14 protein-coding genes are annotated in these 12,645 nt (G+C 64.9%); 5 read left to right on the top strand and 9 right to left on the bottom strand.

Annotation, left to right across the window (positions count from 1 at the left end; genetic code table 11):
* From ccmI to EOA60_RS04190, 6 genes are all read right to left on the bottom strand, one after another.
* Positions 1-212, bottom strand: a 212-nt coding sequence (ccmI, locus tag EOA60_RS04210; RefSeq protein ID WP_128311090.1) for a c-type cytochrome biogenesis protein CcmI, incomplete at its 3' end; no start/stop codon positions are given.
* Positions 213-328: 116 nt separating this feature from the next.
* Positions 329-766, bottom strand: a complete 438-nt coding sequence (locus EOA60_RS04205) for a hypothetical protein (protein ID WP_095823714.1) — start codon at positions 764-766, stop codon at positions 329-331.
* Positions 763-930, bottom strand: a complete 168-nt coding sequence (locus EOA60_RS38140) for a hypothetical protein (RefSeq protein WP_179293607.1) — start codon at positions 928-930, stop codon at positions 763-765. Before EOA60_RS38140 ends, EOA60_RS04205 begins: the two co-directional genes overlap by 4 nt.
* A complete protein-coding gene (locus EOA60_RS04200; RefSeq protein ID WP_095823715.1) occupies positions 930-2,318 on the bottom strand; it encodes an ATP-binding protein in 1,389 nt (462 codons plus the stop codon). Before EOA60_RS04200 ends, EOA60_RS38140 begins: the two co-directional genes overlap by 1 nt.
* 22 nt (positions 2,319-2,340) lie before the next feature.
* Entirely contained in the window at positions 2,341-3,006 is a 666-nt protein-coding gene (locus EOA60_RS04195; RefSeq protein WP_067320964.1) for a response regulator transcription factor, read from the bottom strand.
* A gap of 81 nt (positions 3,007-3,087) precedes the next feature.
* A complete protein-coding gene (locus tag EOA60_RS04190) occupies positions 3,088-3,387 on the bottom strand; it encodes a hypothetical protein (protein ID WP_095823716.1) in 300 nt (99 codons plus the stop codon).
* Between the two features lie 231 nt (positions 3,388-3,618).
* Here EOA60_RS04190 and EOA60_RS04185 point away from each other — a divergent pair, with 231 nt between their 5' ends.
* On the top strand, positions 3,619-4,005 hold the full coding sequence (locus tag EOA60_RS04185) for an ester cyclase (protein WP_095823717.1): 387 nt from the start codon (positions 3,619-3,621) through the stop codon (positions 4,003-4,005).
* 115 nt (positions 4,006-4,120) lie between these two features.
* On the opposite strand, the gene EOA60_RS04180 is transcribed toward EOA60_RS04185, so the two are convergent.
* Positions 4,121-4,528, bottom strand: a complete 408-nt coding sequence (locus EOA60_RS04180; protein ID WP_095823718.1) for a DUF3168 domain-containing protein — start codon at positions 4,526-4,528, stop codon at positions 4,121-4,123.
* A 243-nt stretch (positions 4,529-4,771) separates the two neighbouring features.
* Between EOA60_RS04180 and EOA60_RS37355 the strand changes: the two genes are divergently transcribed.
* Positions 4,772-4,945 (top strand): hypothetical protein, encoded by a 174-nt coding sequence (locus EOA60_RS37355; protein ID WP_164748310.1) that lies wholly within the window; start codon positions 4,772-4,774, stop codon positions 4,943-4,945.
* Between the two features lie 36 nt (positions 4,946-4,981).
* Positions 4,982-5,614 carry an NAD(P)H-binding protein gene (locus tag EOA60_RS04175; protein WP_095823719.1) on the top strand — a complete coding sequence of 211 codons (633 nt, stop codon included), beginning with the start codon at positions 4,982-4,984 and terminating at the stop codon, positions 5,612-5,614.
* A 2-nt stretch (positions 5,615-5,616) separates the two neighbouring features.
* Here the strand turns inward: EOA60_RS04175 and EOA60_RS04170 are convergent, their stop codons facing one another.
* Positions 5,617-7,170 carry a trimethylamine methyltransferase family protein gene (locus tag EOA60_RS04170; RefSeq protein ID WP_067320950.1) on the bottom strand — a complete coding sequence of 518 codons (1,554 nt, stop codon included), beginning with the start codon at positions 7,168-7,170 and terminating at the stop codon, positions 5,617-5,619.
* A gap of 12 nt (positions 7,171-7,182) precedes the next feature.
* Positions 7,183-9,594 carry an FAD-dependent oxidoreductase gene (locus EOA60_RS04165; protein WP_128311088.1) on the bottom strand — a complete coding sequence of 804 codons (2,412 nt, stop codon included), beginning with the start codon at positions 9,592-9,594 and terminating at the stop codon, positions 7,183-7,185.
* A 113-nt stretch (positions 9,595-9,707) separates the two neighbouring features.
* Between EOA60_RS04165 and EOA60_RS04160 the strand changes: the two genes are divergently transcribed.
* Both EOA60_RS04160 and EOA60_RS04155 read left to right on the top strand, forming a co-directional pair.
* Positions 9,708-10,346, top strand: a complete 639-nt coding sequence (locus tag EOA60_RS04160) for a TetR/AcrR family transcriptional regulator (RefSeq protein WP_067320941.1) — start codon at positions 9,708-9,710, stop codon at positions 10,344-10,346.
* A 168-nt stretch (positions 10,347-10,514) separates the two neighbouring features.
* Positions 10,515-12,645 (top strand): penicillin-binding protein 1A (locus tag EOA60_RS04155; protein WP_164899181.1); only part of this gene is annotated, 2,131 nt, incomplete at its 3' end.

The raw sequence follows: 12,645 nt of genomic DNA, 5'->3' as shown, positions 1-12,645 counted from the left end.
CCGACGCGGTGACCGCCTATCGCAACGCCATCCGCCTCGACGGCGACAGCGCCGCGCGCCATGTCGCGGTCGAGTTCCGAAAGCTGGTCGCGATAGACTTCGAGATCGTGATCGCCGGCGGTCGATGCGGCTTTCGTGCCGCCGGCCAGCGGCAAAAGCACCGCCAGGCTGGCGCCCAGCGTAAGGATTGCAGCTATGACCCAGAACAGCATGGCTATTCCAATAAAGGCAGAGCCCTGCCCTGCCAACACGGACGCCCTGCGACGCTTTGGCGGCAGACGCGCCGGCCGTCCTTGATCAATGTCAAATTGCGCCGATCGTTGCTAATTCAGGTCAGCGGCGTCCAGCTGCCGTCGGCATTGCGGCAGGCGGTGCCGCGCGCCGTGACGCCCGAACCGCTCGTGTAAACGGTGTGGGTGTATTGGCGGCAGTCCTGCGAGCCGACCCGGTAGGGCTGGGCGGCAACGACCTCGCCATAATGGGTCGAGCTGTCGCCCTTCCACGTCACCTTCTGGCCGCTGGCGTTGTATTCCAGCGCCTTGTACTCGGCCTCGAGGCCTTTGCGCTTTTCAGCATCGCTCAGACCCGAACCGATCGAGCCGCCGATGAGCCCGCCATTCATGGCCGCGACGATGCCGGCTCCCACCTTACCGGCGGCCGGCGGCGCGGCGACGGGCGTGACCGGAGAGGTCGGGCCAGTCCTGCCCAGCGTGGTGCAGCCCGACACGGCCATCAGGGCGGAAACGAGCGCAACGCGAATCTTCATACCAGCAACCGGTTCTCTTGAGCGGGATGGGCTTCTTGGGCGAAAAGCACTTCTGGAGCGAGATGGATCGGGAACCGCGCCAGCGGGAAGGATAGCGAGCCCATAGTATTGATATTTGTCGGAAATTTGGCCGCAAGCGGCCGCACGGAAATCGATAAAAACATTATTGAAGGCTCCGCAATCTTACCACTGCCCTCAAGCCGCCCATGCTGGACCGTTCCAGCGCCAGGGCGCCTCCATACTCGTTGACGAGGTCGGCGACAATGGCCAATCCAAGCCCCGTTCCCGGCTTCGTCTCGTCGAGTCTCTTGCCGCGTTTCAACACTTCCCGCGCGCTGTCCTCGGGAATGCCGGGGCCGTCGTCCTCTATAACGATTTCAAAAAGGTTGGGGCTTCCCGCAACGGTGGCGACCGAGACGGCAACGGCGCTTTTCGCCCATTTCATGGCATTGTCGAGGAGATTGCCGAGCAATTCCTCAAGATCCTCGCGCTCGCCGGCAAAGACGATCCCGGTGGCCGGCGGCGACAGCGAAAGCTGTGTCTGCGGGTTGAGCTTGCGCAGCACGCGCACCATGCGCTCGACCAGCGGCGCCACCGGCGTGCGGAAGACGACGCTGTCGCGCTGGGCGGCGACGCGGGCGCGCTGCAGATAATGGTCGACCTGCTTTTGCATCGAGGCAGCCTGCTCGGCGATGAGCTCTCCCTTGGCGCCGCCGAGCGCGCGGCCCTCGTTGATCAGCACGGCAAGCGGCGTCTTCAGGGAATGGGCGAGGTTGCCGACCTGGGTGCGCGAGCGCTCGACGATGCGCCTGTTGTTCTCGATCAGCGCATTGGTCTCGCTGGCCAGAGGCTCGATCTCGGCCGGGAAGCGCCCGTCGAGCCGCTGCGCCGTGCCCTCGCGCACCATCGCCAAAGCATTGCGCACGCGGCGCAAAGGCTGCAAGCCGAAAAGGATGGCGATGGCGTTAATGGCGATCATGCCGACGCCGAACAGCGACAGATAGGTGAGCAGCCGGCGCTGGAAGCTCGCGATCTCCTGCTCGAGCTCGCTGTGATTGCCCATGACGCGGAAGCGCGCGGCGCGGTTCTTGGCATCGAGCACGAACTCGCTCTCGAAAACCTCCAACTCCTCGCCCTTGATGCCCTCGGTCGAATAGCTGCGCTGGAAGTTCGCGTTGAACGGCACCTCGGCGACGCTCGGCGACAGGATCGAGGAGGTCATCGAGGAGGAATGGAGTTCGCCGTGAACGTCTTCGGAGGCCGGCTCGACCGACCAGTACCAGCCGGAATTCGGCTCCGAGAAGCGCAGATCGCCAAGGTCGGGCGAGCCGATGAGCGCGCCATTGTCGGAAATGCCGACGGAGCCGATCAGGTTGAACAGATGCGCCGAAAGCAGGCTGTCGAAGCCGCGCTCGCTGGCCTGGCGGTAGAGCGTGGTGATGAGGGTGAAGATGACGACGAGCGTCAGGATCGCCCAAATCGTGGAAAAGGCGATGACGCGGAAGGTCAGCGAGCGCGGCCAGAGCCGCAGCTTTGAAAGCCACGTTCTCATCGTCGGCTTCAGCGGTTCCGCGTCACGCCTCCGGCTCTCGCATGCGATAGCCCATGCCTCGCACGGTTTCGATCATGTCGATGCCCATCTTCTTGCGAAGCCGTCCGACGAACACCTCGATGGTGTTGGAGTCGCGGTCGAAGTCCTGGTCGTAGAGATGTTCGACCAATTCGGTGCGCGATACCACCTCGCCCATATGATGCATCAGATAGGCAAGCAGCCGAAACTCGTGGGAAGTGAGCTTCAGCGGCACGCCGTTGACGTCGGCCTTGGAGGCCTTGGTGTCGAGCCTCAGCGGCCCGCAGGTGAGCTCGGACGAGGCATGGCCGGCGGCGCGGCGGATCAGCGCCCTCACTCTGGCCAGCACCTCCTCGATGTGAAAAGGCTTGGTGACGTAGTCGTCGGCGCCCGCATCGATGCCGGCAACCTTGTCGCTCCAGCGGTCGCGGGCGGTCAGGATCAGCACAGGCATCTTGCGCCCGCCGCGGCGCCAGCGCTCGACGACGCTGATGCCGTCCATCTGCGGCAGGCCGATGTCGAGGACGACGGCGTCGTAAGGCTCGGTGTCACCGAGGAAATGCCCCTCTTCGCCGTCATAGGCGCGGTCGACGACATAGCCGGCATCGACCAGCGCATCCGTCAGCTGCCGGTTGAGATCCTTGTCATCCTCGACGACGAGCACGCGCATGGTTCGGAGCCTGTTGAAGGGTGGAGGTATAGGCCGATTCCGCCGGCCAGGAAACTCAAGCCTGTTAAAGGGAATTGGGCGTCAGTCCAGCGGCACCACGATCTCGGTACGGCGCGGCCGCTGGCCCTCCTTGCCGGGGACCAGCACCACGATCACGCAGACCTGCTGCCCGCCGCGGGTCGCCTGCGAGGCCTTGGCGAGCGTGCCGCCGTTCTGCGCGGCGATCTGCTGGCCGATCGCATAGCAATCGCTGGCAGCAAGTACGACCGGCTGGTCGACCGATGGCTCGACGAGCGGCATCGCCGTCGCCTGCGACGCAAAAAGCCCGGCTGCGGCAAGCGCCAGCGCCGCGGCGCGAGTAAGGGAGCGGAACGTTTTCATGATCACGGTACTAACGCATTTGTGCTGAACATGAAATGAACGGTGAATGGCCGAAAATCCATGCCCGCCATACCCCCTGCCCGCGAGACGAACAAATGCGAGTCCAACTGCCTGGGCCCATCAGGACCAGCATGGATTGATAGCCGGAAAATCACGGGCGCGGCTACGGTTTTCGCGGCTTGCATATGCTCTAATTTGCGCCGTGAAGCAGTTGAGGACGGGGAGAATGCCATGAGCCATGACGACCTTGCCAGTCTCTACAAGGACTACATTGCCTGCCTCAACGAACAGGATTGGGACAATCTCGGCCGGTTCGTCGGCGACGAGGTGCAGTATAATGGCGAGACGGTGGGGCTTTCGGGCTATCGCCGCATGCTGGAAGGCGATTTTCAGGCCATTCCCGATCTGCGTTTCAACATCGAGCTTCTGGTATCAGAGCCACCACGCGTGGCGGCCCGCCTGCATTTCGACTGCAGGCCCAAGGGCATGCTGTTCGGCCTAGCGGTGAACGGCAGGCGAGTCACCTTCGCGGAGAACGTCTTTTATGAAATCCAGGATGGGCGAATACGCGAGGTCTGGTCCGTCATCGACAAGGCCGCCATCCAGGCCCAGTTCTAGGAACGTTCATCGCTCCAAGGAAACGCGGAATTGCTCTAACTCTTTGTTTTTTCGCACTTCCGGACGGAAAACAGGTGCGCACTTTCCTGGAATTGCACAAGGAAAAGCTGGTCTCTCAGGCACTTTCTTGCGTCAGCGCGCGGAAGCGCAGCAGCCCGTGGTGCACCGCGAGGTCGTCGTCATAGCGCGCCTCGGCGAATTCCAGCGACAGCCGCGTCTGGCCACGCGGGCCGATCGAGAGGGCCGCGCCGTCGAGGCGCGCCTTGATGCTGTCCATGATGAGCCGCGTCTCGGCATCGCCCTGCGCCTTCGACCAGATGTGGAGCGTGATGAGTTGGTCGTCGTTGTCGTCGGCGCCGGTGTCCAGGTCGAAGGCGCTGGTGCGGCCATAGGTGACGTGCGGAAATGCGGCTTTGGCGTCGGCGCGCTCGAGCAGGCCGGCGCCGCCCAGCAGCGCCGACAGCGACGCATCGGTCTTCAGTCGCAGGAACAAGGCCTGCATCAAATCGCCAGGCGCCGTCATATGTGGTTCCTCTCGCCTGCCTTGTCCTCATCGCAGCGTAGCCGCCTTGCACCCGTTTCGCCAGATCGTCGGACGGCGTCTTGAGGCAATGCCATCAAGCCTTGCCGCTGATCACCGTTGCCTGATCCCTGATCACCACAGTTACGAAACGGATGACGGCGCACAGGCGCCTCATCACCGATCTCGCGGCGATAGACAAGCAAAACCGGGCGGCTGCCGAGAGTTTCGGGGGCGAGCCGCACCATGCGCGGTTCCGGTTCGGCGGGCATGCAGGGCATCACGCGTGTCACGATGTGGGGCGACACGGTTTTTGAGGGAGGCGCCGCGCAGGGTCTGGTGGAGCAATGCGACTACGTCTACACAAGGCTGCTGCCCGGCTGGGGCGCCGGTCGCTTTCGCCGCAGGGCGCAAGCCTAGCTGACGAGCGGGGCAGACTGGCCAGGGAGGCCGGAGATGAAACTTCTGATCTTTGGCGCCTCGGGCGCGACCGGCCGCGCCCTCGTCTCGGCGGCGCTGGCGGAAGGCCATCTGGTCACCGCCTTCGTCCGCACCCCGCGCAAGCTCGCCATCAGCCACGACCGTCTGAGCGTGATCGTCGGAGACGTCGCCGACTGCAAGGCGGTGGAGGGCGCGATTGCCGGTCACGACGCGGTGTTGAGCTGCCTCGGTGTCGGCGTGCCACTGAAGCACGACGCGGCGGTGATTGCCGGTATCGGCTTCATCGTCGAGGCGATGCAACGGAGCGGGCCAACCCGGCTCATTTATCAGTCCTTCCTCGGCGTCCGCGACAGCCGGCGGCAATTGGGGCCGCTGCTCGGCGGCATCGTCGTGCCGCTCGTGCTGCGCCATGAAGCGGCGGATCACGAAGCGAAGGAAAGGCTCATCGCGCGGTCCGGCCTCGACTGGACGATCGTGCGACCGCCAAAGCTCGGCAACGGTCCAGCCATCGGCCGGTTCCGCCACGGCCACGGCATCCGGGCCAGATCCTTGTTGCCGACGCTGGCGCGCGCCGACGTGGCGGCCTTCATGCTCGATCAAGTCAGCGACAAGACCTATTCGCGTACAGCGGTTGCCCTGCTGCCTTGACCTCACGACACCGGTGCCGCGCCGCCCTCTTCGGTGCGACGTGCGATGAAATCGTCGAGCACGCCGGCGGTGGCGGCAGCGGATGCGGGCGGCTGGAAATCGGAAAGAATCCGCTTCCAGATGCCGGTGGCGCGCTCCGTCGCGGTCTTGCCGCCGGATTGCGTCCAGTTGCCGAAATTCGACCAGTCGGCCACCAGCGGTTCGTAAAAGGCGGTGCGGTAGCGGACCATGGTGTGGGCGGCCGAGAAGAAATGGCCGCCGGGCTGCACCTCGGCAATGGCGTCGAAACCAATGGCGTCGGCATCACCCGGTGTCGTGGCGCAAAGCTCGGCGACGGTCTGCAGCGCCTCGATGTCGGTAATCAGCTTTTCGAACGAGACGCTCAAGCCGCCCTCCAGCCAGCCTGCCGCATGGATGCAGACGGTGGCGCCGGCAAGCACCGAGCCCCATAGCGCGAACTGCGTCTCATGCGCCGCCTGCGCGTCGGAGACATTGGCGGCGCTGCCGCCGCCGGAACGCCAAGGCAAGCCGGTGAAGCGCGCGAGCTGGCCGGCGCCCAAGGTCGCCTTGATGTGCTCCGGCGTGCCGAAGGCCGGCGCGCCCGACTTCATGTCGACATTGGAGGAAAACGAGCCATAGACCACCGGAGCGCCGGGGCGCACGATCTGGGCGAGCGTCAGCCCCGCCAGCGCCTCCGCATGCTGCAGGGTCAGCGCGCCGGCGACCGTGATCGGCGCCATGGCGCCCGCCAGGCAGAAGGGCGTGATGATCGACACCTGGCCGAACCTGGCGAAGTCGATGATGCCTTGCGCCATCGGGATATCGAGCTGGCGCGGCGAATTGGTGTTGATGACGGTGTAGCAGAAGGCGCCGTTGCGAAATTCGTCCTCCGAGAGGCCGCGCGCCAGCCGGACCATCTCAAAACTGTCCTCGACCTGCGGCGTGCCGCGCGCGAAGACGAAGGGAAACTTGTCGGACAAGGTGAGCTGCGCGCGGCCGGTGGCAAAGTGGCGAAAGCGCGTGTCGACGTCCTGCGGCTCGATGCAAGGGCCGAGCATATGCAGCACGTCGAAATGCTGCAGGAGCTTCATGAATTCCTCGAAGGCGGCGAGCGTGCCCGGCCGCCTTCCGCGCTCGAGATCGGTGACGTTGGGCGCGCCGGAGCCGGCGAGGAATGTCATGGACCCAAGCTCGAGGATAAGGTCACGGGAGCGGGCGCCGCCATAGGCGGGGATCGAGCGCGGCGCGGACGCCAAGGCTGCCTCGACCATGTCGCGGCCGATCCGCACCATCTGGCTGTCCTCGTCGACCAGGGCCCCGGCCTTGGCAAGAATGGCGCGCGCCTCCGGCAGCAGCACCTTGATGCCGAGTTCTTCCAGCACGCGCAGCGCCGTGTCGTGGATTGCGGCGACCTGATCGTCGGAAAAGACCGGCTGCGGCAGGAAGGGGTTCTTCAGCGAACGATAGTTCGGGCGGCGGCTGGACTCGCTACCGGCCTCGCCGGTGCGTCCGCGCCGGCGTTCGCGCCTCTGATCGCGTGCGGCCTCATCAATCATGCCCAATCCCCCCTATTGCCGCATTGCCTCGCCCTTGGGGTCGTAGGGCGAGGCCGCGATGACGCGCGCCGGCCGTTCGACGCCGACAATGTGGACGGAAAGTTGCGTCCCCTCCCCGGCGAAATCGTCATCGAGCAACGCCAGGGCGACGCTCTTGCCAACCGTGTAGCCGTAGCCGCCGGAAGTGACGAAGCCGACGCGCCGGCCCTTGTGCCAGACAGGCTCGAAACCGCTGGCGTCGGCGTCGACGGCATCGACTTCCAGGGTCACGATCCGCCGGGCGACGCCCGCCTTGTGCTCCTTGAGAGCTGCTTCGCGGCCGACAAAATCGCCCTTGTCGAAGGCGACGAACCGGTCAAGGCCGGTCTGGCCGGGCGTGTAGCCTTGGGTAAACTCGCGCGACCAGATGCCGAAACTCTTCTCCAGCCGCAGCGCGTTGAGCGCGTAGTAGCCGATCTCGGCGAGACCAAGATCTTCGCCGGCGGCGAGCAGCGTCTCGCGCAGCGTCCCGTGCAGGGTGGCCGGGCAATTGATTTCGAAGCCGAGCTCGCCGGCGATCGACAGCCGGGCGACCCGGGCGCGAACCATGCCGATGTCGAACTCGGCGCAGGCCATGAACGGCAGGGTTTTGGCGGAGACGTCCTGGTGCGTGGTGCGTTCGACGACCTTCCTTGCATTCGGCCCGGTCACCAGGAAGCCGGACATCGCGTCCGAGATGTCGTTAACCGAGACGCCGTCCGCCATGTGCGCCTCGAACCAGCGCATGTGGAATTCGCGCAGGTAATAGGAGCCCATGATCCAGTAGTCGCCGCCGCCCCAGTTGAGCACGGTAAGGTCGCCCTTCAGCCTGCCGTCATGGCCGAGCATCGGGGCAAGCTTCGCGCGCCGAGGCTTCGGCAGTTTGCAGGCAAGCAGCCGGTCGAGCCAGGCCTCGGCGCCGGGACCGGACACGGCGTAGCGCGAGAAGGCCGTGGTGTCGACGAGGCCGGCGGCGCGGCGCACCTGCAGCACCTCATCGCCAACGATGTCGAAGGCGTTGGAGCGCTTCAGCGTCGTCTCCTCGCGAAAACCCATTGGCGCGAAATAGGCCGGGATTTCCAGCCCCCATGAGGCCATCCACTCGGCGCCGGCCGCGCTCATGCCGTCGCAGGCGCCGGGCCGCTTCAGCGGCCGGCCCGCCGGCAGCCGCTCGTTGGGGAAGGTCATGACGAAGCGACGGGCGTAGAACTGGCGCGTGGTTTGCCTGAGATACTCGCGGTTGGCGGCGAACGCGCCGTAGCGGGCGATGTCCATGCCGAAGATGTCGGCCTGCGGCTCGCCGTAGATCATCCATTCGGCCAGCGACTTGCCGACGCCGCCACCCTGGCTGAAGCCGGCCATGACGCCGCAGGCGACCCAGTAGTTCTTCAAGCCACGCACCGGGCCAACCAGCGGATTGCCGTCGGGGGTGAAGGTGAAGGCGCCATTGACCCATTTGCGGATGCCCGCCTTGGCCAGGCAGGGGAAGCGCTGATACGCCTTCGAAAGCTCCGGGCTGATGCGGTCGATGTCCTCGGGGATCAGCTCGATGCCGTAGTCCCAGGGCGCACCGTCCATGTTCCAATGGTTTGGGTTCTGCTCGTAGACACCGAGCAGCACGCCTTTGCGCTCCTGCCGAAGATAGGAGAAGCCGTCGAGATCGACGGCAAGGCCGAGCTCGTTGTCCAGGGCAGCGACCTCCGGAATGTCCTCGGTGACGAAATAATGGTGCTCCATCGGCGTCACCGGCAGGTCGACGCCTGCCATGAGGCCGACCTGCTTGGCCCACAGGCCGCCGGCGTTGACGACATGCTCGGCGACAATCGCGCCCTTCTCCGTAACCACATCCCAGCCGCCGTCCGCGCGCTGCCTGAGCTCGATCACGCGGTTGCGCAGGATCACATCGGCGCCGCGCTTCTTTGCGGCGCCCGCATAGGCGTGCGTCGTGCCGTAAGGGTCGAGATGGCCTTCGTTGGAATCGTAAAGGCCACCCAGCACATCGCTGACATCGACGATCGGGCAGATGTCCTTGATCTCCTCGGGCGTCACCAGGCGGGCCGTCTCGATGCCCACCGACTGGAACACCGCCCAGGCCGATTTCAGCCATTCCCAGCGCTGCGGATCGCTTGCCATGTTGACGCCACCGGTCATGTGCAACCCGGCATCCTGGCCGGACTCGGCCTCGATCTCGCGGTAGAGCTTGATCGTGTAGTCCTGCAGCGCCGCGACATTGGGATCGGCGTTCAGCGCATGGAAGCCGGCCGCCGCGTGCCAGGTCGATCCGGCCGTCAACTCGGCGCGCTCGATAAGCGCCACGTCGCTCCAGCCGAAGCGCGTCAGGTGATAGAGCACCGAGGCGCCGACCACGCCTCCCCCGATGACGACTGCCCGGTAATGCGATTTCACGAGCCTCTCCCTCTCGTTGGAGAGCCTTACGATACACGTCCTGTACAGGAGTGTCTAGACACAAGTGTACAGATCGCTTGCGCGCCGCTTCCCGCCATGCCTATTGTGCGGCCATGATCATGACCGCCCCGCAGGCCGAACCGGTTCTCGGCAACATCAAGGTCACGCGCTCGGACTGGATCAATCTGGCGCTTGAGACGCTGGTTTCAGACGGTATCGAGAGCGTGCGCGTGCTCACCCTCGGCCAGAAGCTCGGCGTGTCGCGCTCAAGCTTCTACTGGTATTTCGAAAGCCGGCAGGATCTGCTCGACCAGTTGCTCAAGCATTGGCACGACACCAACACCACTGCGATCGTCGAGCGCGCCCGGCGCCCCGCCGAAACCATCATCATGGGCGTGATGAACGTATTCGAATGCTGGGCCGACGAGCGCCTCTTCGACCCGAGGCTCGATTTCGCCGTGCGCGAATGGGCGAGGCGCTCGGCAGACGTGCGGCAGATGATCGACCAGGCCGACGACGAGCGCCTCAGCGCCATCCGCGACATGTACCGCCGGCACGGCTACGACGACGAGGACGCCTTCATCCGAGCGCGTGTGCTCTACTACATGCAGATCGGCTATTACGTGCTCGACCTCAAGGAACCGGTCGAGGCCCGCGTCAGCCATCTCGCCGCCTATCTGCGCTCCTTCACCGGCCAGGAGCCGACCGAAGCGGATGTGGCGCATTTCATGCGCTTCATCGCGGCGCGCTGATGACTACCCGCCGTTCACGGCCGATTGACCTCCATTCAACAAAGCTTGTGCTGTGGCTTCGCTGCCCTTGTGAGCAGTGATAAAATGGTCGAATAGTTTGGCAGGGTGCCACCTGAAACTGCCCGCATGCTGTTTTCGGGCGAAAGCGCATTGGGGCGGAAGTCTGGAATGCCAACTCCTTCGAAACCACGCAAGAGAAGAGGCCGGATCGCCTCGGCGGCTCTTGCCGTCGATGCGTGGCTCGATTCCTCGCTCTACGAGATCAGCTTCAAAGCGCGCGAATTCTGGGAGGCCGCAACCATCTTTTCCCGCCGCTTCCGCCTGCATGGCTGGCGGCGCGCCATCATCGAGGTGCTGAGCGAAGGGTTCACCATGGGAGCCGGCGGCTTCGTGGTGCTGTTGGCGCTGGCCATGCCGGCGTTCGAGATCACCGCCGGCGATTGGCGCAACCAGGGCGATTTCGCCGTCACCTTCCTCGACCGCTACGGCAACGAGATCGGCCAGCGCGGCATCATCCAGCGCGATTCCGTGCCGGTCGACGAGATGCCGGATATCGTCATCAAGGCGGTGCTGGCGACCGAGGACCGCCGCTTCTTCGATCACTACGGCATCGACGTTCTCGGCCTGTCGCGCGCGATCTTCGAGAATGTGCGCGCCAATTCGGTGGTCCAGGGCGGCTCCAGCATCACCCAGCAGCTGGCCAAGAACCTGTTCCTGTCCAACGAGCGCACCTTGGAGCGCAAGATCAAGGAAGCTTTCCTGTCGCTCTGGCTGGAGGCCAACCTCTCCAAGAAGGAGATCCTCCAGCTCTATCTCGACCGCGCCTATATGGGCGGCGGCACGTTCGGCATCGAGGCGGCGGCGGATTTCTATTTCGGCAAGAGCGTCAAGGACCTGAACCTCGCCGAGGCGGCAATGCTGGCCGGCCTGTTCAAGGCGCCCACCAAATACGCCCCGCACATCAACCTGCCGGCCGCCCGTGCGCGCGCCAATGTGGTGCTCTCCAACCTTGTCGACGCCGGCTTCATGACCGAGGGCCAGGTGCTGCAGGCGCGGCTGCATCCGGCAGATGTCGTCGACCGCGGCGAGCAGAAGAGCCCCGACTATTTCCTCGACTGGGCCTTCGACGAGGTCAAGAAGATCGCCAAGCCCGGCCAACACTCGCTGGTCGCCCATACGACCTTCGACGCCAATATCCAGAAAGCGGCCGAAGAGTCGGTCGAATTCCATCTCCGCCAGTTCGGCAAGGAATACAACGTTACCGAGGGCGCGGTGGTGGTGATCGAGACCAACGGCGCGGTGCGCGCCATTGTCGGCGGCCGCGATTATGGCGCCAGCCAGTTCAACCGCGCCACCAAGGCGCTGCGGCAGACCGGGTCGTCGTTCAAGCCTTATGTCTATGCCACAGCGATGGAGCACGGCTTCACGCCGGACTCGGTGGTTTCCGGCGGCGCCGTCAGTTGGGGCAGTTGGTCGCCACACAATTACAATGGCGGCTCGGCCGGCAACGTCACGCTGCTCACGGCTATCGCCAAGTCGATCAACACCGTGCCGGTGCGGCTCGCCAAGGACTATCTCGGTATCGGGCCGATCAAGGCGATGGCCGAATCCATGGGTGTCGAATCGCCGCTGGAATCGCACAAGACCATGGTGCTCGGCACGTCCCTCATGACGGTGATGGACCAGGCGACAGGCTACAGCGTCTTCGCGCAGAACGGCTTCGTCGGTTCCCGGCACGGCATCACGCAGCTCGTTACCCGCACCGGCGACGTCGTCTATGACTGGGCCAAGGACGCGCCGCCGCCGCACCGTGTGCTGTCGGAAAAAGCTCTGAAATACATGAACACCATGCTGGCCGCGGTGCCGGCGATCGGCACGGCGCGGCGCGCGCAGCTTCCCAACATCGTCGTCGCGGGCAAGACCGGCACCACGCAGTCCTACCGAGACGCCTGGTTCGTCGGTTTCACCGGCAACTACACGGCCGCCGTCTGGCTCGGCAATGACGATTTCACGCCGACCAACAACATGACCGGCGGGTCGCTGCCGGCGATGGTCTGGCAGCGGCTGATGGCCTATGCACACCAGAACATCGATCTGAAGCCGATCCCTGGCCTCGATCATCCCTGGGTCGACCCGGAGGTCGCGGCCAAGGCCGAGGAAGAGGCGAAGAAGGAGGCCGCTGATGCCGCGGCGCAGGCAGAGGCCGAGCGCCCGCCAGTGCTTTCCAGCCGCACCACGCAGACGCTGAGGGCAATGACCAAAGCCTTCCAGGCGGCACCCGCTCTCAACGCACCTACCC

Source organism: Mesorhizobium sp. M1A.F.Ca.IN.020.06.1.1 (assembly GCF_004023265.1).
GTDB lineage: Bacteria > Pseudomonadota > Alphaproteobacteria > Rhizobiales > Rhizobiaceae > Mesorhizobium.
The sequence above is the reverse complement of the archived record's forward strand: the minus strand, read 5'-3'. Positions and strand labels throughout refer to the sequence as shown.